The 26,931-nt window shown below is 60.9% G+C and carries 26 protein-coding genes and 1 tRNA gene; 15 read left to right on the top strand and 12 right to left on the bottom strand.

The genetic code is table 11. From position 1 onward, the window contains the following. Positions 1-235: 235 nt before the first annotated feature. On the bottom strand, positions 236-703 hold the full coding sequence (locus D8780_RS09845) for an Hsp20 family protein (RefSeq protein ID WP_121645433.1): 468 nt from the start codon (positions 701-703) through the stop codon (positions 236-238). Between the two features lie 424 nt (positions 704-1,127). Between D8780_RS09845 and D8780_RS09850 the strand changes: the two genes are divergently transcribed. Then, positions 1,128-2,132, top strand: a complete 1,005-nt coding sequence (locus D8780_RS09850) for an alpha/beta fold hydrolase (protein WP_121645434.1) — start codon at positions 1,128-1,130, stop codon at positions 2,130-2,132. Here D8780_RS09850 and hisN read toward each other — a convergent pair whose 3' ends face one another. After that, positions 2,133-2,936 carry a histidinol-phosphatase gene (gene hisN / locus D8780_RS09855; RefSeq protein WP_121645435.1) on the bottom strand — a complete coding sequence of 268 codons (804 nt, stop codon included), beginning with the start codon at positions 2,934-2,936 and terminating at the stop codon, positions 2,133-2,135. Positions 2,937-2,965: 29 nt separating this feature from the next. Further along, the gene (locus D8780_RS09860; RefSeq protein ID WP_121645436.1) at positions 2,966-3,856 is read right to left on the bottom strand and encodes an N-formylglutamate amidohydrolase; all 891 of its coding nucleotides are present in this window, start codon (positions 3,854-3,856) and stop codon (positions 2,966-2,968) included. A 161-nt stretch (positions 3,857-4,017) separates the two neighbouring features. Here D8780_RS09860 and cpdR point away from each other — a divergent pair, with 161 nt between their 5' ends. The 3 genes from cpdR to D8780_RS09875 all read left to right on the top strand — a co-directional run bounded on the left by cpdR (position 4,018) and on the right by D8780_RS09875 (position 5,717). Further along, positions 4,018-4,380, top strand: a complete 363-nt coding sequence (gene cpdR, locus D8780_RS09865) for a cell cycle two-component system response regulator CpdR (protein WP_121645437.1) — start codon at positions 4,018-4,020, stop codon at positions 4,378-4,380. Between the two features lie 99 nt (positions 4,381-4,479). Beyond that, positions 4,480-4,554: transfer RNA gene (locus D8780_RS09870), tRNA-Val, on the top strand. A 125-nt stretch (positions 4,555-4,679) separates the two neighbouring features. Continuing rightward, complete coding sequence (locus tag D8780_RS09875) at positions 4,680-5,717, top strand: Ldh family oxidoreductase (RefSeq protein WP_121646502.1); 1,038 nt, start codon at positions 4,680-4,682, stop codon at positions 5,715-5,717. A gap of 5 nt (positions 5,718-5,722) precedes the next feature. On the opposite strand, the gene D8780_RS09880 is transcribed toward D8780_RS09875, so the two are convergent. Beyond that, positions 5,723-9,346, bottom strand: coding sequence for a class I SAM-dependent DNA methyltransferase (locus D8780_RS09880; RefSeq protein ID WP_121645438.1), 3,624 nt, complete (start codon positions 9,344-9,346; stop codon positions 5,723-5,725). A gap of 82 nt (positions 9,347-9,428) precedes the next feature. Further along, a complete protein-coding gene (locus D8780_RS09885) occupies positions 9,429-9,881 on the bottom strand; it encodes an Lrp/AsnC family transcriptional regulator (protein ID WP_121645439.1) in 453 nt (150 codons plus the stop codon). A gap of 134 nt (positions 9,882-10,015) precedes the next feature. Between D8780_RS09885 and ald the strand changes: the two genes are divergently transcribed. After that, complete coding sequence (gene ald / locus D8780_RS09890) at positions 10,016-11,137, top strand: alanine dehydrogenase (RefSeq protein WP_121645440.1); 1,122 nt, start codon at positions 10,016-10,018, stop codon at positions 11,135-11,137. A gap of 66 nt (positions 11,138-11,203) precedes the next feature. Here the strand turns inward: ald and D8780_RS09895 are convergent, their stop codons facing one another. Next, positions 11,204-11,941: a GntR family transcriptional regulator gene (locus D8780_RS09895; protein ID WP_121645441.1), complete on the bottom strand. Its 738-nt coding sequence runs from the start codon at positions 11,939-11,941 to the stop codon at positions 11,204-11,206. 94 nt (positions 11,942-12,035) lie between these two features. Here D8780_RS09895 and dctP point away from each other — a divergent pair, with 94 nt between their 5' ends. The 5 genes from dctP (at position 12,036) to D8780_RS09920 (ending at position 17,895) form a co-directional block, all read left to right on the top strand. After that, on the top strand, positions 12,036-13,025 hold the full coding sequence (dctP, locus tag D8780_RS09900; RefSeq protein WP_121645442.1) for a TRAP transporter substrate-binding protein DctP: 990 nt from the start codon (positions 12,036-12,038) through the stop codon (positions 13,023-13,025). A gap of 121 nt (positions 13,026-13,146) precedes the next feature. Further along, entirely contained in the window at positions 13,147-13,692 is a 546-nt protein-coding gene (locus D8780_RS09905) for a TRAP transporter small permease subunit (RefSeq protein ID WP_121645443.1), read from the top strand. After that, positions 13,689-15,017 carry a TRAP transporter large permease gene (locus tag D8780_RS09910; protein WP_121645444.1) on the top strand — a complete coding sequence of 443 codons (1,329 nt, stop codon included), beginning with the start codon at positions 13,689-13,691 and terminating at the stop codon, positions 15,015-15,017. Before D8780_RS09905 ends, D8780_RS09910 begins: the two co-directional genes overlap by 4 nt. After that, positions 15,014-16,372, top strand: a complete 1,359-nt coding sequence (locus D8780_RS09915; RefSeq protein WP_121645445.1) for a malonyl-CoA decarboxylase — start codon at positions 15,014-15,016, stop codon at positions 16,370-16,372. The genes D8780_RS09910 and D8780_RS09915 overlap by 4 nt, the downstream gene beginning before the upstream one ends. After that, positions 16,369-17,895, top strand: a complete 1,527-nt coding sequence (locus D8780_RS09920) for a malonate--CoA ligase (RefSeq protein WP_121645446.1) — start codon at positions 16,369-16,371, stop codon at positions 17,893-17,895. The genes D8780_RS09915 and D8780_RS09920 overlap by 4 nt, the downstream gene beginning before the upstream one ends. Before the next feature lie 337 nt (positions 17,896-18,232). On the opposite strand, the gene D8780_RS09930 is transcribed toward D8780_RS09920, so the two are convergent. Genes D8780_RS09930 through D8780_RS09945 form a run of 4 tightly spaced genes read right to left on the bottom strand, consistent with a single transcriptional unit; the run spans position 18,233 to position 22,137 of the window. Further along, positions 18,233-19,273 (bottom strand): alcohol dehydrogenase catalytic domain-containing protein, encoded by a 1,041-nt coding sequence (locus tag D8780_RS09930; protein ID WP_121645448.1) that lies wholly within the window; start codon positions 19,271-19,273, stop codon positions 18,233-18,235. Beyond that, the gene (locus D8780_RS09935; protein WP_121645449.1) at positions 19,270-20,250 is read right to left on the bottom strand and encodes an NADPH:quinone oxidoreductase family protein; all 981 of its coding nucleotides are present in this window, start codon (positions 20,248-20,250) and stop codon (positions 19,270-19,272) included. Before D8780_RS09935 ends, D8780_RS09930 begins: the two co-directional genes overlap by 4 nt. A gap of 2 nt (positions 20,251-20,252) precedes the next feature. Continuing rightward, a complete protein-coding gene (locus D8780_RS09940) occupies positions 20,253-21,491 on the bottom strand; it encodes an acyl-CoA dehydrogenase family protein (RefSeq protein WP_121645450.1) in 1,239 nt (412 codons plus the stop codon). Positions 21,492-21,495: 4 nt separating this feature from the next. Beyond that, the gene (locus tag D8780_RS09945) at positions 21,496-22,137 is read right to left on the bottom strand and encodes a TetR/AcrR family transcriptional regulator (RefSeq protein ID WP_158598482.1); all 642 of its coding nucleotides are present in this window, start codon (positions 22,135-22,137) and stop codon (positions 21,496-21,498) included. A gap of 160 nt (positions 22,138-22,297) precedes the next feature. Between D8780_RS09945 and D8780_RS09950 the strand changes: the two genes are divergently transcribed. From D8780_RS09950 to D8780_RS09965, 4 genes are read left to right on the top strand one after another with little or no spacing between them, the layout of a single operon-like run. Further along, positions 22,298-23,116, top strand: a complete 819-nt coding sequence (locus D8780_RS09950) for an SDR family oxidoreductase (RefSeq protein WP_245412401.1) — start codon at positions 22,298-22,300, stop codon at positions 23,114-23,116. A 12-nt stretch (positions 23,117-23,128) separates the two neighbouring features. After that, positions 23,129-23,638, top strand: a complete 510-nt coding sequence (locus D8780_RS09955) for a MaoC family dehydratase (protein WP_245412320.1) — start codon at positions 23,129-23,131, stop codon at positions 23,636-23,638. After that, complete coding sequence (locus D8780_RS09960; protein WP_121645452.1) at positions 23,635-24,681, top strand: phosphotransferase; 1,047 nt, start codon at positions 23,635-23,637, stop codon at positions 24,679-24,681. The genes D8780_RS09955 and D8780_RS09960 overlap by 4 nt, the downstream gene beginning before the upstream one ends. After that, complete coding sequence (locus D8780_RS09965; protein WP_121645453.1) at positions 24,678-25,454, top strand: SDR family NAD(P)-dependent oxidoreductase; 777 nt, start codon at positions 24,678-24,680, stop codon at positions 25,452-25,454. The genes D8780_RS09960 and D8780_RS09965 overlap by 4 nt, the downstream gene beginning before the upstream one ends. 48 nt (positions 25,455-25,502) lie before the next feature. Here the strand turns inward: D8780_RS09965 and D8780_RS09970 are convergent, their stop codons facing one another. Both D8780_RS09970 and D8780_RS09975 read right to left on the bottom strand, forming a co-directional pair. Next, positions 25,503-25,727: a hypothetical protein gene (locus D8780_RS09970; RefSeq protein WP_121645454.1), complete on the bottom strand. Its 225-nt coding sequence runs from the start codon at positions 25,725-25,727 to the stop codon at positions 25,503-25,505. A 76-nt stretch (positions 25,728-25,803) separates the two neighbouring features. Further along, entirely contained in the window at positions 25,804-26,301 is a 498-nt protein-coding gene (locus tag D8780_RS09975; protein ID WP_121645455.1) for a hypothetical protein, read from the bottom strand. Positions 26,302-26,558: 257 nt separating this feature from the next. Here D8780_RS09975 and rpsU point away from each other — a divergent pair, with 257 nt between their 5' ends. Continuing rightward, a complete protein-coding gene (gene rpsU / locus D8780_RS09980; protein ID WP_121645456.1) occupies positions 26,559-26,783 on the top strand; it encodes a 30S ribosomal protein S21 in 225 nt (74 codons plus the stop codon). Positions 26,784-26,931 lie beyond the last annotated feature (148 nt).

Below are 26,931 nucleotides of genomic sequence, written 5' to 3' on the forward strand. Positions count from 1 at the left end.
GTATCCGCCTCTATCGCCTGCGGCCATTTCCGTGGCGCACCGCGAAAACCGGCAGGCATGCTCCAGCCGGTCTGAAAACGCTCCGTCAAATAAGACAGCAATACTGTCCTAATTCGAATTTATCGCACAATTAGGCTAGGGCTTCAAGCATGCGGAGGACAGCCGCGAAAATGGCTCCCAAAACAAAAGGGCGGCACCCGAAGGCACCGCCCATCATCATACATGGACCGTCAGATCAGTTGGTCTGGCCTTCGATCTGCGGCGCTTCGGCCGGCTTCGCAGACGTGATCGCGATGCGGCGCGGCTTCATTTCCTCAGGCACATTGCGCTTGAGATCGACATGAAGAAGACCGTTTTTCAGGCCGGCGGCGCTGACTTCGACGTGATCGGCCAGTTGGAAACGGCGTTCGAAAGCCCGGGTCGCGATGCCGCGATGCAGGAATTCCCGCTCGTCCGCGTTTTCCTCTTCAGCCTTTGCGCCCTTGATCGTCAGCACGTTGCGATGAGCCTCGACCGAAAGTTCGTCTTCGTCGAAACCGGCCACCGCCATGGTGATGCGGTAGGTGTCATCTGCCGTGCGTTCAATATTATAGGGCGGATAGGAAGGGGCGCTCTCCGGCTGAGCCAGACTGTCCAGAAGGGTGAACATCCGGTCGAAACCGACGGTTGAACGGTAGAGCGGCGAAAAATCGACATGACGCATGGTTGTGTCCTTTCATAAAGCGACATGGTTTGCGTATCGCCCTTCGATCCGTACCCGGTAACCGGCGAACGGGAAGGGCTTGCGCAACCCCCTGACGGGCGGCTGCAAATCCTATTTGGGTGCTGGATTTGCGGCGTTCAAGATCTGTACTTGCGGCAGCAAGAAACACCTGCCGCATTTGCGCCCCATGCCTGAACGCTGGCTGAACGAGGTCTTCGGCCTGGGTTCAAATGCGCCCCCTTATAACTCTCCCAAGCTTCGGCTCTCGGAAGGGACCGGAGCCGCCGGACGGACGGGTCCGTCCCTTCCCCGATCCGTCCGGCTCCTTCTTTTAATCCTATGTCCTCCATGACCCCGTTGATGCGTTGCCATGCGCCAGCGGGGTCATTATGGCTTTTGCACCCAATAGTAACGGAACCCGTGCATGGCCGTAGCGGCGAACATTCATCCCGGAACACAAAACGAAGCACCGGCCGGCGACCCGGCCGAGACCGTATTGTTCCAGATGGATGGCAATCCGATGCCGCCCCTCGCCGATGCCGGCTATGTGCCCGTCGGACGGAACCAGCGCTTGCGCTATGCGCGCTTTGTGGCACGTCGCAGTCCTCGGCGCGGAACGATCCTGCTTCTCAGTGGCCGCAACGAGACGATCGAGAAGCTCTTTGAGACCATCAAGGATCTCGGCGCGATCGGCTTCGACGTCGTCACCTTCGACTGGCGTGGGCAAGGCGGCTCGTCACGACTGCTCCGCAATCGCAACAAGGGCTACCTGGACAGTTTCGACACCTGGCGGGACGATATCGAGGCCATTTTCAAGTCCGTCGTTCTGCCCGATTGCCATGCGCCCTATTACGTTCTGGCCCATTCGTCGGGCGCTCTGGCGGCGCTCTATGCCGGGCCGAACATGCTGACGCGGGCCTCGCGTATGGTCCTTCTTTCGCCTTTCGTCGGCTTTGGCCCCCTGCCCCTTCCGCCGCAGTGGGTCGGCCGGATCGCCCATTGGCTTGTCGCGCTTGGATTCGGCTCGATGAGAATGTGGGGCAAAGCGAAGCCCGCCGACCGCCAGCCCTTTGTCACGAACCGCCTGACATCCGATGCGGCACGCTATGCGCGCAATCGCAAGCTGGCGGAAGAGCGGCCGGACCTCTCCCTTGGCGGACCGGCGGTCGCATGGGTTGCGGCCGCGTCCCGCGCCATCGCGCGGGTCAATTCACCATCCCACTATTCGCAGGTCAAAACACCGACGCTTTTCGTCATTGCGGGGTCGGATCAGGTTGTCTCGGCACCGGCGGGCGTACGGCTCGCCAATGCGATGCGCTCGGCAGCCTCCGTCACGGTCGACGGCGCCCGTCATGAATTGCTTCAGGAAGCCGACCTCTTTCGCGAACAGGCCCTGGCCGCGGTGGACGCTTTTTTCCGCGAGGACTGACTAGGCCTCTTCGCCGCGCAGCCTGGCGCGTGCCGCCTCGAACAGTTCCAATGTCGCCGCTGCCAGAACGGTGCCCGCCTTCTCCGCCGGCCCGCCATCGACCCGGCCGATCACGCCTCCCGCCTGGCGAATGATCGGTATAAGCGCCATGATATCGTAGCTGTTCAGTCCCGACTCAGCGACGAGGTCGGCCCGCCCATCGGCCAGCATGCCGAAGGCGTAGCAGTCCGCGCCATAGCGCATGAGCCGCACATCCTGCCGGAGCGCCTCGAAACCGTCCTTCTCATCGCCCTTCCAGAGAGCGGGATCGGTCGTGAACATGCGCGCCGCCGATAGCGAACGACAGTCGCTGACCGTAAGCGGCCGGCGATCGTCGCCCCGCTCGAGAAACGCACTCTCGCCGTCAGCGATGAAGACTTCACCGAGAAAAGGCTGCGACAGAAGGCCGATTCGCGCTTCACCCTCGTCCAGAAGCCCGACAAGCGTGCCCCACAGCGGAATCCCGCAAATGAAGGAACGCGTCCCGTCGACCGGATCGATAACCCAGCGCCGTGCCGCCTCAGCACGAAGCTGTCCGAATTCCTCGCCCTGGATGCCATCGTCTGGAAACTGTTTTTCGATCGCCTCGCGGATAACCCGTTCCGCTTCACGATCCGCCTCGGTAACGGGGTCGAAAGCGCCCTCTTCCTTGTTATCGACGGCAAGCGCCCTGCGAAAGCGCGGCAACGTCTGCTCAGCGGCAAGGCGCGCCAGTTCGCGCAGGAAGTCGGCCATGATGGCGCTGTCGGAAGACGCATGAGACATCGGATCATCCTGGTTTGAAAACGAGCGTTCTATTCGGCTGCGGCCTGCGAGGAAACCGCCCAGAAGGCCGGCAATTCGCCAAGGCGTGCGGCGAACGTCTTCATCGCCTCGCGCACGGCGTCGAAATCACTCGTTTTCTGGTAGGTCTTCTCTTCCAGATAGAGCGCGCGATTGATTTCCACCTGAAGGGCGTGACGTCCCGTGGCCGGCCGGCCGTACCGTTCGGTAATGAAACCGCCGGCATAGGGCCGGTTGTGGGCGACCCGAAAGCCGAGATCGGTCAGAACCTGAAAGGCATGATCCGCAAGCGCTGAATGACAGGCCGCGCCGAATCGGTCCCCGAGAATGATGTCAGGTACCGGCCCGCCATCGGCAAAGCGGGTCGATGAGGGCATGGAGTGGCAGTCGACGAGGATGGCCTGCCCGAATTCATCGAAGGTTCGCTCGATCAGTTCGCCCAGCATGTCGTGATAGGGCATGTATAGCGCTTCGATCCGCTCCAGGGCTTCGGCGGCCGGCAGCTTCTCGCGATAGATGGGCTGACCTTCCGCCACGATTCGCGGCACCGTTCCGAGCCCTCCCACGACGCGCGGCGACCGGCTGTTGACGCCGGCCGGCAAATCACCGGAAAACATGCGCGGATCGAGCTCCCAAGGCTCGCGGTTCACATCGAGATAGGCTCTGGGAAAATGCGCCATCATCAGCGGGGCACCCAGCGAAACCACATCGGCGAAAAGCTCGTCGACCAACACGTCTTCGCTGCGCCTCACACTATCGGCATTCAGGCGGCTGGAGGCGATAAAGCGCCGCGGATAATAGCGGCCGCTATGAGGCGAATTGAAAAGAAAGGGGATGGTCTGTATGGCCGGTACGCGCACCGAGAAGGGGGCGATGGTCTCGAAATCGGTGTGAACGCTCATAATCCCATTGTTTTCCCAAACGCGGCGGTAGAGACTGTCACGGACACAAGGCCCCGTCCAGCCATACCGTTTACGACTTATTTACCCGGACACTTCCATATGGTTAACGAACACAGAACCGTCGCCGCCACGGCGGGTTCTCCAACGATCTGGAACATGCGATGAAGCGGATCCTCCTGGCAGAAGACGATAATGACATGCGGCGCTTTCTGGTTCGCGCGCTGGAGCGCGCGGGCTATTCTGTGACCGATTTCGACAATGGCGCCAGCGCTTACGACCTCCTGCGCGAAGAGCCCTTCAACCTGCTCCTGACCGACATTGTCATGCCGGAGATGGACGGGATCGAACTGGCCCGCAAGGCGACGGAAATCGACCCCGACCTCAAGGTCATGTTCATCACCGGTTTTGCCGCGGTCGCTCTCAATCCCGATTCGAACGCGCCGCAGAACGCCAAGGTTCTCTCCAAGCCGTTCCACCTGCGCGATCTGGTGGACGAGGTGGAGAAGATGCTTCAGGCGGCCTGAGATTCAAGGCAGGTAAAGGCTTCGGAAAAGTGGTCGCATTTCGCGGCAATTAGCCATTGACGATTGCGGGCGGGCATGATTTATGCCGCCCTCACGGATGGGCGTGTAGCTCAGCGGGAGAGCACTTCGTTGACATCGAAGGGGTCACAGGTTCAATCCCTGTCACGCCCACCATCCGCTTCCCCTCTTTGACAGTCCGGCTATAGTCGCCGCCGTCGCACGCTTTGGCGACCGGCCTTGGCATCGGCTTCGTCATTTCACAGGATGAACCGTCTTCATCCAGCCAGGGAGCGCTCCTCATGACCGGCCATCACCTCATCACCGTCGAGGCTCTCTTCGGCCGCGTCCGCGCGATCTTCGAGAACGCGGGCGTCCGGGCCGAGAGCGCCGAGGCGGTGGCGCGCACCATCGTCGCCGGCGAGCGCGACCACTGCAAATCGCACGGCATCTACCGCATCGAAGGCTGCCTGCGCGTTCTCGCCGCCGGCAAGGTCTCCCCGGATGCGGTGCCGCAGCTTCACGATAGCGGCAAGGCGGTGATCGAGGTCGATGCAGGCGGCGGCTTTGCCAATCCCGCATTCGAGACCGGCAAGGCGGCGCTGGCGGACCGCGCCAGGCAGAGCGGCCTCGCTGCGCTCGTCATTCGCGACTGCCTGCATTTCTCGGCGCTGTGGCACGATGTCGAGGCCCTGGCGGAGATGGGGCTCGCATCGCTCTCCCTATGCCCGAGCTACGCCTTCGTCGCACCCGCCGGCGGCAAGGAGCCGCTGCTCGGCACCAACCCGTTCGCCTTCGGCTGGCCGCGCCCCGGCGATCATCCCTATGTGTTCGACTTCGCCACCTCGGTCGCCGCGCGCGGCGAGATCGAACTGCACCGCCGCGCCGGCACGCCTATTCCCGAAGGCTGGGCGGTGGATGAAGACGGCGAGCCGACCACCGACCCGAACGCCGCGCTCAATGGCGCGATGCTGCCCTTCGGCGGCCATAAGGGCTCTGCGATTTCGACCATGATCGAACTGCTGGCCGGTGCCATGCTGGGCGAATTCATGAGCAGGGAGGCGCTCGACTTCATGGGCGGCGGCAATCTTCTGCCGCGCCACGGGGCGCTGATCGTCGCCTTCGATCCGCAGAGTTTTGCCGCGCGCAGCGGGCGCGATCCGCTGGCCGAGGGTGAGAAGTTGCTGACGGTCTTCGGCGCGCAGGGCGCGCGCCTGCCCTCCGAGCGGCGCTTCAAGGCGCGGCAACAATCGCAGACGAACGGCATCGCGCTCACCGACGCCGAGATGGACCAGCTCGACCGCTTCGAACGCGAAGGCCTTGCCGCCCTCATCGACTAAGGCGGCTAGCGCGGCACGAAATAGCGCGGCGTCTCGCCATCGGCGCGGCGCGCGCCGCCAACAGAAACCAGCAGGTCCAGAACGTCGGCGATCCGGTCCTTGCGCTTTTGCGTGCTGCGACCGTCGATCGCGGCGGAAAGGTCGTCCGGCGCGGCGGGCGCGGGCGCTTTCACCAGAATGTCGCGGACGATTCTGATCTGCTCGTCCTGATCCTTCGGCCAGGCGACCTTGCCGGCAGCCGCCGCCATCGGCGTCGCAATATCGAGATCGGCCTGGGCCTCGTCGTCGGGCTTGGGCACCTTGTCGCCCAGTTTGGCGATCTGGTAATCGGGCCGCAGCCAGCGCACATGGCCGGCGGCCTCCTCCTTCTGCCGCTCCACATTCAGCGCGACGAGGCGCGACAGAAGCTCCTCCTCCGCCGCTTCCTGATCTTCGCTCTTGTGCGGAGAAGGCAGCGTCGCGCCCGGCTTGCCGACGATGCGGTCGGCCAGATCGTCCCAGCCATAGGCGGCGAAGGCGGCACGGTCGATCTCGTCATGAATCTCTTTCAGCACGGTAACGAGCCCGGCCTCGTGAATGTCGCGCTCCTTGTCGGAAAGCGGCGGCACATCCGCGCCATTCTCCAGTTCGCGCAACCGCTCCATCACATTGTAGAGCCCGGTCATGGTCAGGAAATCGTGCTTCTCTAGCCGCTCCTTGCGGAAGGCATCCAGCCGCTCGCCCAATTCGGAGAGCCGATCATACAAGGCCGGATCGAGCGATTGGTCGGTCGCGACAGCGGGAAACGGGAAGGGATCGAAGGTTTTTGATTTGCTATAACGCGGATCGTTGCCAATGCCGAGCCACCCGCCCGCTTCGATCGCGTAGTGAATATGCATACGCGAAGAAAGAACAGCGAGTATGCCCGGTCGATCCAAACCGATATTCAAGAGCATATGATCGGGCGCAACATCAACGCCAACAAATTGAAATGTACGGTGCTTCGTAGTTTCAGTGGTAGCAATATAGCGCGGAATGTCGCCCATAAATTCCCTCATCAGCTTACGCGGTTCACCAAATTTCCACCAGTTTTCTCGGAACGATTTGCGATTATTTGAGAGACGATAGGGCTTCACAGTCTCAAGCACGTATTGATAAATGTCAGGGACGCGTCTTGCGAGTTCTTCTTCACTGAAAGAGAAAAGATCTAAAACGAAGACGCCACGCGGCTTTTGCACTAAATCTCGTCCATTCAAATACGGGCGAACTAAATTTTCGGCAACACCTTTGTATTTGCGCAAAAACTGGTCCGCCTGAGCGGCTTGTAAAGTAAATCCTCCCCCAGCAAGCATGAACCCATTGCTTGAGACATCTAAATTCGCCAGCAGTCTGTTTGCCAGAATTAAATCCGCTCCAATAGTGAGTTTAGCTGTAATCTTTCCTTCTCGCTGTTCAAGCTCCACATCCGGCGTGTCAGTGTTCAGCCCCTCCTCCTTGACCACTTCGGCCAGAACACCGTCATGGGCACCCGCCTCCGCCACCGTCATGGCGATGCGGACGGCCGCTTTGTCGCTCGCTTTCAGCCAGGGATGGTCCGGCACGGCATAGACGAGGCTGAGCGGTTTCTTCTCATCGGCCAGAAAGCCTTCGATCACCCGGCGCGAAAAGGTCTGCGTGATCGAATTGGTGGTGATGAAACCGAAGCGCCGCAGCGGGTTCGGCTGCTTCGCCGTACCCTTCCGCGCCAGCCGCGTCGCCGCCTCCTCCCAGAAATGCATGACGAAATCGGCCTTAGCTGGCATTTTGGGCCGCGCTTTCCAGACCGCCTCGGCATAGCCATCGCCAAGTTCCCCGCGCATCACGCCGCCACCAATAAACGGCGGGTTGCCGACGATGAACTCCGCCTCCGGCCACACCGCCCGGCGCGGATTCTCATAGGTATAGACCGGCACGGTGGCGCTGCCGTCCGGCACCTCCTCGCCCGTCACCGGGTGTAGCTTCATCGTGAAGCCATCCCAGCGCGCCAGCGGCTTGCCGGTTTCATCGCGCGCCAGTTCCTTCGCATCATAGGCGAGGATCGCATCCTGCTGCAGGATATTGCCGTAGGAATGCAGCACCGGCTCGGTGATGGCCGACAGACCGTTCGTCTTGAGCTGCCATTTGATGTAGCCGATCCACAGCACCAGATCGGCAATGGCGACGGCGCGCGGATTGATTTCCAAGCCGAAAAACTGGCGCGGGCCGACCGTCTCGCCCTCCATGGCGAATTTCGGCGCGTCCTCGCCGAGATCGTCCAGCGCTTCTAGCACCTCGCCTTCCAGCCGCTTCATCAGTTCCAGCGAGACGTAGAGGAAGTTCGCCGTGCCGCAGGCCGGGTCCAGCACGCGCGTCGTGCAGAGCTTGTGGTGAAATGCCTTGACGGCGGCGATGGCCTTGTCGTCCTGCCCTTTTTCGTGAAGGCCCTTCACGGAGGCCTGCACCAGTTCCCAATCGGCGCGCAGCGGCTCGATGATGGTCGGAACGACCAGCCGCTCCACATAGGCGCGGGGCGTATAATGCGCGCCGAGCTTGCTGCGCTCGCGCTTGTCGAGCGCGCGTTCCAGCAGCGTGCCGAAGATGGCCGGCTCCACATCGCGCCAGTCGCGCTTGGCGGCGATCCAGAGTTCGGAAATCGCGTCGCCATCCAACGGCAGGGCGCGGGCGTTCTTGAAGAGCGAGCCGTTGAACGTCTTGAGCGGCGTCATCAGGCGCGGCTCGTAGCCGCCAGCATTCATCACCTTCCAGAGGTGTTCCATGGCCGGCACGAACTGCTCGGGCTTGTCCTTCAGCGTTTCCAGCAGATTTTCGAAGGAGTGGCGGGGGATGAGGTCCACATCCTCGGCGAACATGGTGAAGAGGCAGCGCATGAGAAATTCGGCCACAGCGCCGGGCTCGTGCTTGCCTTCCAGCCGTCGGGCGATCTTCGCCAGCCGCTCGGCAATGTCGCGCGTCACTTCCGCGCTGCGCCGCGCCGGGTCGAGGCTGTGCGGATCGAGCCAGATGGCCGCAAGCCGCTGCTGGACCTCTTCATCGCGCAGATCGTCCATCGCGATGCGGTAGGAGCGGCGATCCGGAAAATGGGCGTAGTTCTTGCCCTGCCCCGAGAAGTCGGCAAACATTTCGATCACATTGCCGACATCGACAACGAGGATGAAGGGTGGATAGCCGTGGCTGACCGGCAGCGCGCGGGCGTAATCTTCCGCCTGGCGGCGCGCCGCGATCATCACATCGTCCCATTTGCGGGTGCCGCGCTTGGCCTGACCCGCCTTTCGCTGGCTGGCATCTTCGGGCAGGAGGGCAAGCTGCGACGCATCGCGCGCCTTTTCGCGTTTGCCGCTCTGCTTGGCCTCCAGAATGAAGCTGCCGCGCTTGTAGCAATCGATACGCCCAAGCGTCCGGCTGCCATCGGGATGCTTGAAATCCACCCGCCGCTCGAAGGTGTAATCGTTCTGCTCATTCTGTTCGGCGGCGAAATCGGGCTGCGGCAGACCGAGCGCCTCGGTCAGGCGGAGCACGAACATCTGCGCATTCGCCATTTCGGCCCCGCCGGACGCGGTGACGTCCTCGATCAGGCGGTTGAGCTTTTCGGTATCGACTTCAGGCGCTTGCATAGGGGCAGACTAGAGAAGTCAAAACTCAAAGAAAAGCAGCGGCTTTGCCTTCGGCAGACTTATCAGACGACGTTTTGAAAGCTCAAATCGGCAGGCCGGGATCCGTCTTGACGGTTCGGATAATCATGTTGGACTGAAGACGTGTGACGTTCGGCAGGCTGGACAACACCTTGCGGTGGACCCGCTCGAAATCATCCGCATCGCGCGCGACGATCCGCAGCACGTAGTCGGCCGTTCCCGCCATGAGATGGCATTCAAGGATCTCCGGGGCGTTTCGCACCGCCTCCTCGAACTGGCGCAGGGCCGCTTCGCTCTGCGTCGACAGGCTGACCTCGACGAAGAAGATCAGCGAAAAGCCGAGCGCCGAAGCGCTGAGCATCGCGCGATAGCCCTCAATGATGCCCGCCTTTTCCATCGTCTTGATACGGCGATGACATGCCGACGCGCTGAGACCGACCGCCTCGCCCAGCGCCTGCATGCCCCGATGGCTGTCACGCTGTATCATCCGCAACAATTTCGCGTCCGTACGATCCATGTGCGATATTTTTTTGCTGTTATAAATCTAGCCGCAATAGTTTCCTGAAAAATAGCGTTTCAAGGCGAGTATAGCAAGGCAATTGCATCTGACCTATTCTATCCTTCCCCATCGAAAACGGGAGAGGTCGAGCCATGCTCATCGGCGTACCAAAGGAAATCAAGAATCACGAATACCGGGTCGGTCTGACGCCGGAAAGCGCAGCCGAATGCGTTCGCCATGGCCATCAGGTGGTGGTGCAGAGCAATGCGGGCATCGGCATCGGCGCATCCGATGAAGATTATCGCGCCGGCGGCGCTGAAATCGCCACGACACCGGACGAGATTTTTGCCAGCGCCGATATGATCGTGAAGGTGAAGGAGCCGCAGGCCGTCGAGCGCAGCATGCTGCGCGAGGGCCAGATTCTCTACACCTATCTGCACCTGGCGCCGGACCCCGAACAGGCCAAGGATCTGATGGCCTCCGGCGCGGTCTGCATCGCTTATGAAACGGTCACGGGTCCGGGCGGCGGCCTGCCGCTGCTCAAGCCGATGAGCCAGGTTGCCGGACGCCTCGCCGTTCAGGCCGGGGCGACTTCTCTGGAAACGCCCCATGGCGGCCGTGGCATGCTGCTTGGCGGCGTGCCAGGCGTTCTGCCGGCCCGTGTTCTCATCATCGGCGGCGGCGTGGTTGGCTTCAACGCAGCGCAGATGGCGACCGGCCTTGGCGCGCGCGTCACGATCCTCGACCGCAATCCCGATGTGCTGGAGCGCCTCGCCGCCCATTTCGAATCGCGCGCGGCAACCAGCTTTGCCAGCCGCATGAACCTCGAAAACGAGCTGGCGGAGTCCGATCTCGTCATCGGCGCGGTACTCATTCCGGGCGCTGCCGCACCGAAGCTCGTCAGCCGTGAACATCTGTCGACCATGAAGCCCGGCTCCGTTCTGGTGGATGTGGCGATCGATCAGGGCGGCTGCTTCGAAACGTCGAAGCCGACGACGCATCAGGATCCGACCTTTACCGTCGATGGCATCGTGCATTACTGCGTGGCGAACATGCCCGGCGCAGTCGCGCGGACCAGCACCTATGCACTGAACAATGTCACCCTGCCGCACGCACTTTCGATCGCCGATTTCGGCTGGAAGGAAGCGCTTCGGGAGAACGCCCATCTGCGCGCCGGCCTGAACGTGGCCAACGGCAAATTGACGCATCCCGCGGTTACCGAATCCGTCGATGGTCCCAGCACCACGCCGGAAGACATTCTCGGCATGGCCTGAACGGCGTTCGTCGGCCACGCATTGCGTTCAGCCTTATCCCGTCGCGCTCTGTTCGGGCGCGGCGGTTTACGCCGTCTGGCGATCCTCCAGAAGGGCGACGAAGTCGCCGAACCTCTCACCCTGAATCAGGACGTGGTCCCGCAATATGCGTTCGCTCCGCGCTTCGTCGCGTGCGGCGATCGCATCGACGATCTCCTGATGCTCGGCCAGGGACTGGTCCATCCGTCGCGGCACGCGCAATTGCAGGCGGCGAAAAGCCTGAAGCCGCTGATGCAGGCGGCGCGCCTCGCCGGCCAGAAAATCATTGCCGCAGGCATCGTAGATAGCGCGGTGAAACCGTTCATTCTCATGATAATAGGCGTCCGTATCGCGCGATTCCGCGGCACGGCGACAGGCATGCATGCGTTCTTCGAGCCGCGCCAGCGTATCGCGATCGATCCGCCGCGCCGTGAGGCGACCAGCCATCCCTTCCAGTTCCGCCATCACTTCGAACATCTGGATCAGTTCGCGGATCGAAACGGTCTTCACGAACGCACCGCGATGCGGAATCAGTTCGATCAGCCCGGCTGTCGATAATTGCTGAAGCGCTTCGCGCACCGGCGTCCGCGACACGGCAAAACTTTCCGCGATCCCTTTTTCGTCCAGTTTCGCCCCGGCAGGGCGCTGGCCCGTCAGGATTTCCTGCTCGAGCGCTTCGCGAATATCGGCTGCCTTGGCGCGTCCCGTTTCCCGCCCCCTATCGGAAGGCGAGCCGGTATCGTCTTCGGCAAAGGGGGCATGGGTGGGTGTCTGTTCGGCGCTCATAATTTTCGTATACAATCCTATTGACAGTGCATGCAATAGAGTGTTGCCTCGCATAAGGGTTGGGAGGCCCGATATCACCAATGGGAGGATCCAGATGAAAGCGATATTTTTCGCGAGCGCTATGGCGCTGGCTTTAACCGGAGCCGCAAGCGCAGACGATGTGACGCTGCGTGCATCTCACCAGTGGCCGGGCGGCAAAGGCGATGTCCGCGACGAGATGGTCCAGCTAATCGCCAAGGAAGCGAAGGCGGCGGGCGTCGGTCTCGACGTTCAGGTCTTTCCAGGTGCGTCACTGGTCAAGCCGAAGGACCAATGGGGCGCCGTAACAAAGGGGCAGATCGATCTGACGGCCTTTCCGCTGGATTACGCATCGGGCCGCCATCCGGAATTTTCGGCAACGCTGATGCCGGGTCTCGTGGGTAGCCACGAACGCGCCCAACGCCTGAACGACTCACCCTTCATGGAAGAGATCAAGTCGATCGTCGAGGAAGCCGGCGCAATCATCCTGGCGGATGCTTGGCTCGCGGGCGGCTTCGTTTCGCAGCAGCAATGCATCACCTCACCGGAAACGGCCAAGGGACAAACGATGCGCGCGGCCGGCCCGGCCTTCGAAGAGATGCTGGTCGGCGCGGGCGCTTCGATCGCCTCAATGCCGTCGTCGGAAATCTACACCGCCATGCAGCAGAACGTGCTGACCGGCGCCAACACCTCTTCGGGATCGCTGGTATCCTACAGGATTTTCGAAGTCGCCAAATGCCTCACCGCGCCCGGCGAAAATGCGCTCTGGTTCATGTATGAGCCCATCCTCATGTCCAAGCGCTCCTTCGACCGGCTGAATGAAGAGCAGCAGCAGGCTCTCCAGGAGGCGGGCGACAAGGCAGAAGAGTATTTCGCCGGCGAAGCCGCCGCGCTCGATCAGAAACTGATCGAAGCCTATGAAGGGGCCGGCGTGGAGGTCGTCGAAATGTCGAAGGACGATTTCGACCAGTGGCTCGCGATCGCCAAGGAGACGTCCTACAAGAACTTCGCCGAGAGGGTGGAGAACGGACAGGACCTGATCGACAAGGCACTCGCCGTCGAATAAGCGCGCGATCTTCAAGGCCGGACGAGAGCAACTTGCGCTTTTCGTCCGGCTCTCCGATCTGCCCTGCGGCCTCTGTCGCCGCCAGAATCTCCGCAATCCACGGAAAATCGGAGTTCCGCCCATGCGGCTCTACATCAAGCTCGTCTCCGCATTATCGCGCCTGTTGGGTGTCATCGCGGGCCTGTTTCTTCTTTCGGCCGTTCTGTCGGTCAGCCAAATGGTCTTCGTTCGCTACATGCTCAACCAGTCCACTGTCTGGCAGACCGAATACACCACCTACGCCATCGTCGCCGCTACCTTTCTCGGCGCGCCATGGGTCCTCATCGTGAAGGGCCACGTCAATGTGGATGTCTTGCAGATTGCCGCAGGTCCGCGCCTTCGACTGGTCATGGAAGCGCTCAGCGGCCTCGCCGCCCTCGTCTTCGTGGCGCTGATGACCTATGCGGCCTGGTATCATTTCGAGGAAGCACTCACCAATGGCTGGCGGAGCGACACCGTCTGGAGCGTGCCGCTCTGGATGCCCACCCTGCCCATGTGGACGGGCCTTCTGATGCTCTGCCTTCAATACATTGCCGAACTGATGCGCCTTGCAACGGAAGGAGCCCCAGCGCCATCCGCCCATGGGACAGAACTCTTCGATGAGACCGTAGGGAGCACAAAATCATGAGTCCGCTCGTTTCAGGCCTCGTCATGCTGGCCGCCTTGCTGGCGCTTCTCGCCATCGGCACACCGATCGCCTTTGCGCTTGGCCTCGTGGCCGTCGGAGCGCTGTTTACCGTCTACGGACCCTTCTTTCTGGAAACGCTTGGCGAGCAGTTCTTCTCCGCCATGGCGTCCTTCAGCCTCGTCTCCATTCCCATGTTCATCCTGATGGGAGCGGCGGTTGCATCCTCACCCGCCGGCAAAGACCTTTATGAGGCGCTCGACCGCTGGCTCAACCGCGTTCCTGGCGGCCTCGTCCTCTCCAATCTGGGTGCCTGCTCCATCTTTGCCGCCCTGTCCGGATCCTCACCTGCCACATGCGCGGCGATCGGCAAGATGGGTATTCCGGAGATGCGCAAACGCGGCTATCCGGCCGAGATCGCCTCGGGATCGATCGCGGCTGGCGGCACGCTTGGCATTCTCATTCCGCCGTCCGTCACCATGATCGTCTACGGCATCGCGACGGAAACCTCGATCGGCAGGCTCTTCCTGGCCGGACTCCTTCCGGGCTTCATGCTGACCGTCTACTTCATGATATGGACGATCATCGCATGCCGCCGCAGGGGCATTGGCCTGTCCGATCTGACGGAAAGCTTCTCGATGCGCGAGCGCTTTGCCGCCCTGCCCCGCGTTCTGCCGTTCCTGCTGATCATCGCGGCTGTTCTCTACACGCTCTACGGCGGAGTGGCGACGCCCTCCGAAGCGGCCGGCGTCGGCGCGCTTTTCTGCCTGGTGCTCGTTGCCATCATCTACGGTGTGTTTTCGCATAGCTGGAACTTCCGCCAGATGCCGACGATCTTCCGCGATACGCTCAAGGAAAGCGTGATGATCATGCTCATCATCGGCGCGTCAGAGCTTTTCGCCTTTGCGCTCTCTTCCATGTTCATCACACAGTCGATCGCGCAAGCCATCGCCGATATGGAGGTCAATCGCTGGGTCCTGATGGGGATCGTCAACGTCTTCCTGCTGATCGCGGGTTTCTTCCTGCCGCCGGTCGGCGTGATCCTCATGACCGCACCCATCCTGATCCCGATCATTATCAATGCCGGCTTCGACCCATACTGGTTTGCGGTGATACTGACGATCAACATGGAGATCGGGCTGATCACACCGCCGGTCGGGCTCAACCTCTATGTCATCAACGGCATCGCGCCCGATATCTCCCTGGGGTCGATCCTGCGAGGGTCGCTCCCCTATGTTCTGTGCATGGTCCTTGGAATCGTCACGCTGTGCGTCTTTCCTCAGATCGCACTGTTTCTGCCCAATCTCGTAATGGGAGTCGCCTTATGAGCCGCATGTCCCTTCTGTCCGACCTGCTGAGCACGCTCAATCGGCGTGCATGGTTCGGTCGCAATCAGGATGAATTTCACTGTTCGATAAGCGATATCGAGGCGCTCTGCCGGAAATTGCTGCGCTCTCGCGGCGAGGCCACCGGCATTCTGACAGCGTCCGAGATTTTCCTGTCGCTGCAGAATTGCGACGAGATGCTTTTGAAACGCTTCTTCGACTTGCTGGCGCATGAATTTGCGCCCAACCAAGAAACACTCACCACTGCCGCGACGGAATATGCGCAAGCGCCTTCTTCGAAGACCCTGCTTGCCCTGCAATCAGCGGCGGATTCGCCCCGCCAGGAACTGTTCCGACGCCTGAACCTGGCGCCGGGCGGGACGGCAGCCCTGGTGAAGCTACGCGAAAAACTCCTGCCACTCGTCAAGACGGATCCCGATCTTTACGGCCCCGTCGATGCCGATTTTCTTCATCTGTTTCAGTCCTGGTTCAATCGCGGGTTTCTGGTCCTCAAGCCCATCGACTGGAATACGCCGGCCGCCATTCTCGAAAAGATCATCGCATATGAAGCCGTCCATGCCATCGATAGCTGGGATAATCTGCGGGCCCGTCTGGCCCCGTCGGATCGCCGTTGCTTCGCGTTCTTCCATCCCGCTATCCCGGACGATCCGTTGATCTTCGTCGAAGTGGCGCTGACCGGTGACATACCGGCCTCCATCGCGTCCGTCCTCTCCGATGAGCGCGAGGCGATCGAAGCGGAGAACGCGCAAACGGCGGTCTTCTATTCCATCTCCAACTGTCACCGGGGGTTGGCCGGCGTTTCGTTCGGCTCGTTCCTGATCAAACAGGTCGCCTCCGACATGAAGGAGACGCTGCCCAATCTCAAGACCTTCGTTACGTTGTCGCCCGTTCCGGGCTTCACGCGATGGCTTGCGGATCTGGACGAAAAACACCGCGCAAAGCTGATGGCGGACGAAAAGCGCGCGCTCCAGATTGTCGAAAGCGAAGGCTGGCAGAAGGACCCCGCACTGAGAGAGGAAGCCGAAGACGGCATGCTTTCCCTCGCCGCGCGCTATTTCCTGAATGCCAAGCGGGGCGATGGTCAGCCCCTCGATCCCGTCGCCCGCTTTCACCTCGGCAATGGCGCGATGCTCAACCGCATCATGCACGCCGCCGATCTTTCGTCCTCCGCGTTGCGCCAGTCGCACGGGGTGATGGTGAATTATCTCTACGATTTGCCGCGCGTGGAGCAGCGGCACGAAGCTTATGCGGCCTCGGCCGAGATTGCGGCCAGCCGCGCAGTGACGAGCCTGCTGCCTTCCAAGGCTGTGCAAGATGATATGAGGAATGTGGCATGAACCATCTCTTCGACGGCCTGACGGCCGAAGGTCTTAAGCATCCCGACCGCGATTTCGTTCGGACATCGGGCGACCGCCAGATGACTTATGGTGAAATGGAGGCCTGCTCGGCCCGTTATGCCAATCTCCTGATCGACCTTGGGCTGGAGCCAGGCGACCGCGTTGCGGTCCAGGTCGAAAAGTCTCTCGATGCCCTTCTGCTTTATCTGGCGACAGTCCGGGCTGGCGGCGTCTTCCTGCCACTCAACACGGCCTATACACCGTCAGAAGTGGAGTATTTCCTGTCCGACGCAAAGCCGCGCCTGTTCGTTTGTGCGCCGGGCAAGCTGGAGGCACTCAAACCCGTCGCCGAAAAAGCCGGCGCTGAAATTGAGACACTGGGCACGGATAAGGGCCTCGGGGACGTTGACGGGTCTCTCGCCGAAAAGGCCGCGAGCGCTTCGGCCGACTTCGAAACGATCGAGCGCGAGGCGGAGGATCTGGCGGCCATCCTCTACACGTCCGGCACCACCGGGCGCTCGAAGGGCGCGATGCTGACGCACGCCAATCTGCTTTCGAACGCCCGCACGTTGAAGGATTACTGGGGCTTCAGCCAGGACGACGTGCTGCTCCACGCGCTGCCGATCTTTCACACGCACGGGCTCTTTGTTGCCTCCAATACCGTCATGCTCGCCGGTGGAGCGATGATCTTCCTGCCGAAATTCGACCTCGATGAGATTTTTGCTTATTTGCCGAAATCGACGTCGATGATGGGCGTACCGACCTTCTATACGCGTATGCTCGCCGACGAACGTCTGAACCGCGACTCCACGGCGCATATGCGACTGTTCACCTCCGGTTCGGCTCCTCTTCTGGCCGAGACCCATCGCGCCTTCGAAGATCGAACCGGCCAGCGCATTCTCGAGCGCTACGGTATGACCGAAACGAATATGAATACGTCGAACCCGTATGAGGGCGAGCGCCGAGCCGGAACTGTCGGTTTCCCGCTCCCCGGCGTCGACCTTCGGATTGCAGACCCGGACAGCGGGGCGACCCTCGAAGACGGACAGATCGGGATGATCGAAGTAAAAGGCCCGAACGTCTTCAAGGGTTATTGGCAGATGCCCGACAAGACCGCGTCCGAATTCCGCGAGGACGGTTTCTTTATTACCGGTGACCTTGGCCAGATTGATGCGGATGGTTACGTCAGCATTGTCGGGCGCGGCAAGGATCTGGTGATTACCGGCGGTTACAATGTCTATCCCAAGGAAATCGAACTCATCATCGATGAAGTCGACGGCGTTGTCGAAAGCGCCGTGATCGGTGTCCCTCATCCTGATTTCGGCGAAGGCGTCGTGGGTGTCGTCGTAGCACGTGACGGTCTCGACGAAGACGAGGTGATGACTGCGCTGGAAGGAAAAATGGCCCGGTTCAAGCAGCCCAAACGCGTGGTCTTTGTTGAAGAACTGCCGCGAAACACGATGGGCAAGGTGCAGAAGAACATCTTACGCGAGACCTTTGGGAATATTCTCTCGGACAGTTGAGGAAAGGTTGCGCTAACTCCAGCGACCATTCACATAGGTTAATGGCAGAAGGCTCTTCTATTTTGGCCGGTTTGTGTTACGCAGCGCGCGGGGACGTCAACGCGAGCCGATAGGACCTGAAACTGCCAAAAGTACAGCGCGATTCCATTCTTGCAGATCTCGAGGAGCACGCTCATGCTCTTTCCGAAGCGCTGCTCAAGGAAGGCAACCCCGAACACGCTCATCAGGCACGCAATCTGGAGGCCATGATTTCAGCAGCACGGCGCATCATGAAACGCGACGAACAGAACTGAAATCGTAACCCTCGGATTGTCTCGGCATTTCGGCTGCTAACGCCTCAAGGCGATAGCAGCACCTTTCCGTTTGGCTGAGCCAAGGCGTTGGCGAGCCTATCCGCGGCATCTTCCAGTGCGAGAACCTCGGTCACATCGGTCTTCCATAAACCGTCGATGAAATTCGTCTGAGCTTTCTTGACCAATTGCGCCCGTTCCTGGTCGCCCGCTTCCGTCAGCCAGCGCGACAGCCAAAAACCCTCGATCCGCTTCTGAAGGAAAATCATCTCGCCCGGCTCCCGCAGAACCGGCGGTTCTTCCTCGAGGCGACCATAGATGATCCATCGCGCCCCTCGCCCCATGGCTTCGAAAACCGCTGCAGAGCTTGGTCCGGCTACCGCATCAAGCATCACAACCGGCTTGTCGGCGCGGCAGATATCCCGCATATCCGAGGAAAACGTGTCCGACTTCTGATTGAGAACGTGCGCGGCGCCGAGCGCTTTCAAAGGCTCGATCTGCTCGTCGCGCCGTACGGTCCCGATTGCCGACAAGCCATCGGCAGCCGCCTGCGCGATAATGAGCTTGCAAAGCTGACTGGCTGCGGCCGTCAGAATAAAACTCTCCGCGCCCGCTTCCTTGACGATCGAGATCATGGCGAGCGCCGTCAGTGGATTGACGATCATGGAGGCGCCGTCATCATCCGAGATGCCATCCATCAGCGGAATGCACATTGCCGCATCGGCTACAGCGTATTCGGCCCACGATCCATAACCGCTATTGCCGGTCACAAAGGCGATGCGTTTTCCGTCGAACTGCTCTGCGCCCTCGCCTGTGGCGACGACGGTGCCGCACCCCTCGAAACCAGCCGGCAGGCCTTTGCGTCGAGGCTGCCCGTACATGCCTTTGATGAACATGACGTCCGACGGATTGACTGCGCCGCGTGCGACCTTGACCAGCACCTGCCCCTTCCCCGGAGCCGGCACATCGATTGCCGCCATTTCCACATACGGATCGAGTGCCTCAAGAGAAAAGCCGCTCCGCTGACTGGCCCTCGAATAGCCGTCCTGCTTCTGGATCAGGGCTCTCATCGTTTGCGGCAGGGTCATTGCGTCTCCTCGGGAATAATGACGAGTTTTCCGGTCGCCTTGCGTCCAAGCACCTCATCGAGCACCTCGGCCGTGGTCGACAATCCTTGCCGTGTCTCGACAACGGGTTTCACCGTGCCGCTCGCATACCAACCGAAGAGTTCGCGCATATTGCCGGCATAGATCTCCGGCTCCTTGGCGGTGAAGGTCCCCCAGAAGACCCCCACCAGACTGTAGCCTTTCACGAGGGCAAGATTGACCGGCAGTTCCGGGATGCGTCCGGACGCGAATCCGATGACGAGCAAACGGCCGTTCCACGCCATGGAGCGCGACAGCGCATCGAAGGCATCGCCACCGACCGGGTCGAAGGCGACGTCTACGCCCTTGCCGCCGGTCAAGCTCTTCAGGTCTTCCCTGAGATTGTCATAGCCAATCGCCTCGTCGGCGCCGTTCTGTCGCGCCAACTCGCGCTTCTCATCGCTTGATGCGACCGCGATCACGCGGGCTCCCATGATCTTTGCGATCTGGATGGCCGCCAATCCGGTCAGGCCCGCGGCACCGAGAACGACGAAAGTTTCACCCTCTTTCAACGTGGCGCGTTGCTTCAGCGCGTGGTGGGCGGTGGAATATCCGACGCCGAGCGCGCAGGCATCGGCGAAGGGGACGCCAGCCGGCAGCGGCACGCAGCGCATCGCCGAGACCGCTACTTTTTCAGCGAACGCCCCTGTTCCGCACAGAGTGAGAACCCTGTCACCCTCCTTGAGGTGGGAGACGCCTTCCCCGACAGCAATGACCGTACCGGCTGCTTCCATGCCCGGCACGAATGGCAGATCCGGCTTCAACTGGTAGAGCCCTTGCACCATCAGCCCATCGGGAAAGTTGACCCCGGCCGCTGCGATCGCGATCACCACCTCGCCTTTGGCTGGGGCAGGGTCCTGCCATTCCACCACGGCCAGTTGGTCAACCGGTCCGAACGTATTGGCGACAACGGCCTTCATGCTCAAACCTTTTCCTGAGTGTATTTTCTCAATTCGGCGCGTGCGACCTGCCGCCGGTGAACGGCATCCGGACCGTCGGCAAAGCGCAGGGTGCGCAAATTGGTCCACATGCGCGCAAGCGGTTCATCCTGGCTGATGCCGACAGCACCGAACATCTGAATCGCTTCATCGGTGACCTTCAGCGCCATGCGGGGCGCAACGACCTTGATCTGACTGATCCACGGCGCCGCGGCACGCGGATCGCCCTGATCCATCATCCAGGCAGCCTTCAGACAAAGAAGCCGAGCCTGCTCGATCTCCATGCGGCATTCGGCGATAATGTCGTAATTGGCGCCGAGCTGAGCGAGCTTCTTGCCAAAGGCCTCGCGACGCAAGGAACGCTGGCAGAGCAGTTCCAAAGAGCGCTCCGCCTGACCGATCGCCCGCATACAGTGATGGATACGCCCCGGCCCGAGGCGTCCCTGCGCGATCTCGAAGCCCCGCCCTTCACCAAGCAGCAGATTCTGCGCCGGCACGCGCACATCGGTAAAGCGCATGTGCATATGGCCGTGCGGCGCGTCGTCCTCGCCGAACACCATCATCGGCCGAATGATCTCGATACCCGGCGTATCCGCCGCGACCACGATCATCGAATGGCGTTTGTGCTTCGGATCGTTGTCATCGCCCGTCTTGACCATGACGATGTAGACGGCACAGCGCGGATCGCCTGCGCCCGATATCCAGTGCTTTTCGCCGTTCAGCACGTAGTCGTCGCCGTCGCGGACGCAGCTCATGGCGATATTCGTGGCATCGGAAGAGGCGACGTCGGGCTCCGTCATCGCATAGGCGGAACGGATTTCGCCTTCCAGCAGAGGCTTGAGCCACCGTTCCTTCAACTCTTCGGTGCCGTAGCGCTCGAGAACCTCCATATTGCCGGTATCGGGCGCAGAGCAGTTGAAAACTTCCGCGGCGAGATGGCTCTTGCCCATCTCTTCGGCCAGATAGGCATACTCCACTGTCGTCAGCCCGTAGCCGCGCTCGGAGTCCGTCAACCAGAAATTGAACAGACCGGCATCCTTGGCCTTCTTCTTCAGGCCCTCCAGAATTTCCTCCTGGCGCTTCGTATGCGTCCAGCGGTCGCCACTCTTCACATCGGCGAGAAATTCCTCGTCGAGCGGCTGAATTTCCTCCTGGATCATCCGGCGGATCCGCTCGCGCAGTTCCTCCGCCTTTTCGGTAATTCCCAGATCCATATGTGACATCCGCCTACTCTCCCTTCCATCCAAGGCCATTCATCGCAAAGCGCACGACCTGCTCGATGACCGTATCCTGATCGTTGCGCAGATCCGCCACGCGCGGCCGGTACCAGAAGACCGGCGAATTCATGCAGGTGAAGAAGACCTGTGTCGCGACCGAGAGATCGCCATAGTCAAGATCGCCATCGGCCTTCGCCTCTTCCATCAAAGTGCGGAAAAGGGTGCTGTAGCGCTTTCGGCTCTGTTGCAGACGCAGACACTCATCCCGCTGCTCAGGCGTCAAAGCGCCTCTCATGAGCAGTTCCATCCCGTCCCAGACGACCCGCTGAAAAGACTTGGTCGTCACCATCTGCCGCACATGTTCTTCCGCCATCATGCGAAGCCGTGCCACCGCGGGGCCGTCCGTGTGCCGGAGCGGCTCGACGGCCGCGAAATTCATTTCCATGCCGAGCCGGAAGACCGCTGCGAAGAGATCGGCCTTGGAGCCGAAATGGTGGTAGATCCGCCCCTTGGTACAGCCGAGCATACGGGCGACATCATCGACCGAAGTGCCGGAAAATCCGCGCTGCTCGAAACACTCGGCCGCAGCCTGAAGAATTTCGAGACGCGAACTTTCCTGAGCTGCCCCTGTCTGTGACGCCTCGCTGGCCATTGCTGTTCCTCGCACCTGCCCCTCCTCGCGCCGGTGCCCTCTGATCGGAGTGACCTCCCGGGCTGCTCTTGCGCCGAGGCGGAATGTCAGCATACTACTGAGTAGGTTGTCAACGAGCGGAGAGTGGAATGCTCCGCGCGACACGCTGGAGGAGCAGACATTGGCCGATTTCGTTTCAGATCTTTTTTCCGTTTCAGGCAAGACGGCGCTCGTCACCGGCGGCGCGACCGGTATCGGCAGGATGATTGCAACGGGTCTCGTCCAGGGCGGTGCGCACGTCATGATCGCCTCGCGCAAGGCGGAGGACTGCGAGACCGTCGCGAGCGAACTGAATGCTTTGGACGCAGCCGGTTCAGCCGAGGGATTCGGCGGGGACGTTTCGACGGAGGAAGGTCTCGAAGCTCTGACGGCCGAAGTAAAAAAACGCACCGACAAACTCGACATTCTCGTCAACAATGCCGGCGTTTCATGGGGCGCGAGTTTCGAGGATTTTCCCTATCATGCCTGGCAAAAGGTCATGGGGATCAATGTTGCGGCGCTTTTCGAGCTGACCCGCAATCTCACCCCGCTTTTGGAAGCGGCGGCAAGCGACGACGATCCCGCAAGAGTGATCAATATCGGCTCGGTGATGGGCACGCAGCCCATGGCCGACGGCGCCTATTCTTACACAGCATCGAAAGCGGCCGTTCACCACCTGACCAGGACGCTCGCAAACGAGTTTGCGGATCGGCGCATCACAGTGAACGCATTCGCGCCCGGCCCTTTCCGCAGTCGGATGACCGCCTTTGCCACGGCCAGCGAGGAGCAGGCAGAGACGGTGGGCAACAGGGTGCCGCTCGGGCGCATCGGATCGCCTGAGGACATGGCCGGAGCGATCCTCTTTCTCTGCTCGCGCGCGGGCGCCTACGTCTCGGGCGCGATCCTGCCTCTGGATGGCGGCCAGTCGGTTCAGCACGGCATGAAACTCTTTCAGGAATAGGCGTTCGAACGCATGGAAACGACCGACAGCTTCCAGCGGCAGATGCTTGAACCGGTCTCGCTCGATCGTCTGCAAGTCAGGATCGGCGAGGAAATCGGCCTGTCGCGATGGCATATGATCGACCAGACACGCATCGATGCTTTCGCGGACATCACGGAAGACCGCAATTTCATTCATATCGATCCGGCAAGGACGAAGGCGGAAACGCCTTATCCGACCACGATCGCGCACGGTTTCCTCAGCCTCTCGATGCTCTCGGCCTTCGCCTATGAGGCAACTCCGCCGTTAAAAGGACAGGCCGCCGCGCTCAATTACGGTTTCGACGAGATACGCTTCCTTTCGCCCGTGCAGGCAGGTAGCCGGCTGCGTGGCAAGTTCAGCCTGCTCGACATATCGACCCGCCCATCGGGCCATATTCAGCTCACCTGGAACGTTGAGGTCGAAATCGAGGGACAGGAGCGGCCAGCCTTGGTCGCCAAATGGATTTCACTGGCCCTGATGGAGGAGGAGAGGAGCGCATGAGCCAAACCGAAGAGATCGACAAAGACTCCATCGAGACATGGATGCAGGATCACGTAGAGGGGTTCGAGGATTTCCGTTCGATCGAAAAGATCACCGCCGGACAGTCCAACCCCACCTATCGGATCAATGCGGGCAGCGGGCGTTACGTCTTGCGCGCCAAGCCCCCCGGCGAACTGCTGAAATCGGCCCATCAGGTCGACCGCGAATATCGCGTCATCTCTGCGCTATCGAAGACCGACGTTCCGGTGCCGAAGGTCTACGCACTTTCGGCGGAGGGGGATGAAAGTCCGATTGGCCGGCAGTTCTACATCATGGATTTTCTGGAAGGCCGGATATTCTGGGACCCGATACTGCCCGATGCCACCTCCAACGACGAACGGGCCGCGATCTACGATTCGATGAACCGAACCCTCGCCGCTCTGCATTCCGTCGATATCGATGCCGTCGACCTTTCCGATTTCGGAAAGCCGGGCTCGTATTTCGCACGCCAGTTTTCCCGTTGGACGAAACAGTACAAGGCATCTGAAACCGGCACGATCCCGGAAATGGATCATCTTATGGACTGGCTCGGAAAGAACGAGCCGGCTGACGACGGACAGGTCAGCCTCGTTCACGGCGACTACCGGCTCGACAATATGATATTCGAACAGGATGGCACCGACGTTATCGCGCTGCTCGATTGGGAACTCTCCACGCTCGGCCACCCCTTTGCCGACCTTTCCTACCAGTGCATGCAGTGGCGACTGCCGCACGATACGGGGTTCAAGGGCCTCGGCGGTGTCGAACGGTCCGACTACGGCCTTCCATCGGAAAGGGACTACGTCACCCGCTATTGCGACCGACGCGGCATCGATACGCCGGATAACTGGCGCTATTACATCGCCTTCTCCTTCTTCCGCCTCGCCGCGATCCTTCAGGGCGTCTACAAGCGCGCTCTGGACGGCAATGCCGCCAATCCGGAACGCGGCAAGGAGATGGGAAAGGCGGTCCCGCTTCTGGCGCAACTTGCGGTGCAGTCTCTCGACGAGGACGAACCGTTATGAGCCCTCGCTTCGAGGGACGGGTCGTTATCGTCACCGGTGCCAATGGCGGTTTCGGCTCCGCAGTCGCGCGCAAACTCGCCAGCGAAGGCGCATGGCTGGTCCTGTCCGACCTCGCCGACGAGCCGGCTGAAGCGCTTTCCGATTTGGACGATTCCTCCTTCGTCTATCAGCCCGGCGACGTCACCGATCCGGCGGTCCACCACCGACTTATCGACTTTGCGAAAGAGCGATATGGTCGCCTCGATATTGCGATCAACAATGCCGGCATCGCCCATGGTCACCACCGCCTTCACGAGATACCCGGCGATCTGGCCAGAAAGGTCATCGAAGTCGACCTGATGGGCGTGTTTCACGCCCTTGCCGCTCAGATCCCGGCTCTTCAGGCGGAAGCGAAAGCCCACGATGGCTGCTCGATCGTCAATGTCGCGTCGGTTGCCGGGCTGGGCGGCGCACCGGGGCTGGGCATTTACGCCGCGGCGAAGCATGGTGTGATCGGCCTTACGAAGACTGCCGCTGCCGAGAATGCCCGCAAGGGCGTTCGCGTCAACGCTGTCTGCCCGGCCTTTGCGCGAACCCCTATGGCCCTTGGCGAGATTGCACGCTCCAATCTTCCCGCGGACGAAGCCGAGGCGTTCATGGCGCGCGGCGTCCCCATGGCACGGCTTGCCGAGGTCGATGAGATCGTTACGGCCATTCTTTTCGCGGCAGATCCGGCGAACGGCTTCATGACCGGTCACGCTGTCGCGATCGACGGCGGCATTGGAGCCATATAAAAAACGCCCCGCTTTCTGGCGGGGCGTTTTGCTCACAAATCTGAAAAGTCAGTCGGCGGCACCGGCGGGCTTGTCCGGGCGGGTCGGTGAAATCGGGTCGGATGCGGGAAAGCTCTCTTCTAGCCCTTCCTCGACTTCTTCGTCCTCGCTCATTTCGCCTTTTTTCTTGCGGTCCTTTTCGAACTCTTCTGCCGGCGTTTTTTCGTCATCGAGATACAGATGAGCGAGAAACCCCGGTCCAAAATCACATTGCGAAGCAATAATATCGGTCATGATACACCCTCAAATCTAAAATCATCGAATTGCGCGGGAGAAACGCGGCAAAAGGGCCTTTCGTTCCTTCCAGACCTCAGAACCCGCCCCATTGCAAGACAAAGCCGTAAAAGCCGGCGGCCCCTGAAAGAGCCCCTGCCATGAGAGCGAAATCCTTGCCATCGGCAGCCATCACGATCCCGATAAGAGCGAAGACCACCCCTGCGACGGTCGCCACCAACCGGCCGAACAGCAGCCCGATGCCGTAAAGCCCGATCCAGTCGAAAACGGTTGGCAGAAAGGCCGACAGCCAAGCAACGAGCGAAGAGGCTGCCAGAACGAAAGCGGCCGCCAAAATGAATCGGACTGCTCCGCGCGTCACGCGAAAGAGGACGGCGCGGCGCGGTGCCGGCCCCTCACGGGCCATCTCTCCCATGGCCTCTGCCTCGAGAACTTCGGCCACCACCACCGAGGCCTGCTCCGGCGGCAAGCCTTGCGATTGCAGCCAGCGCGCAATCTCGATACGGTCCAACCCCTGCCGATCGAGTGACACGATCTGCTCCGCCAAGCCCGGTCCAACAGCGATCTGGTTCATAGAAATTTCCGCTTGGGTCCCTTTGTCCTATATGTGGGGAGAAAAGCGCCCTGGGACCACCACTGAAATCATCGCGCGACTGGACAGTTTTGTTCTGCTCTGTTATAGCGCGCCACAATTCGTGGTGCTGATGGCACTGCGGCGCTTGTTTTGTTCCCAAACCGTATGGTTGTTCAGGCGTTCCAGCCGGGAGCGAACATTCGCTCATCCATTAACACGCCCACCGAAGGGCAAGAAAAGATAGGACGGTCGTTTAAGTGCAGGTACTCGTTCGCGACAACAATGTTGATCAGGCTCTCCGCGCTCTGAAGAAGAAAATGCAGCGTGAGGGCATCTTCCGGGAAATGAAGATGCGTGGCCATTACGAGAAGCCGTCCGAAAAGCGCGCCCGTGAGAAGGCGGAAGCTGTTCGCCGCGCCCGTAAGCTGGCTCGCAAGCGCGCCCAGCGCGAAGGTCTCCTCGGCGGCCGCAGCAGCCGTTGATTGCGCCGCCTTTTTGACGGAATTCGACGTTATTTGCGAATGGCGGTGAGGCGACTCATCGCCATTTTTCATAGTTATGCCAAGATGATCCCTGCTTGCGGGGCTAGCGTATCTTGAGGGGACCCGACGTGCCGAAACTCAAAATCCG

The organism is Notoacmeibacter ruber (genome assembly GCF_003668555.1).
GTDB lineage: Bacteria > Pseudomonadota > Alphaproteobacteria > Rhizobiales > Rhizobiaceae > Notoacmeibacter > Notoacmeibacter ruber.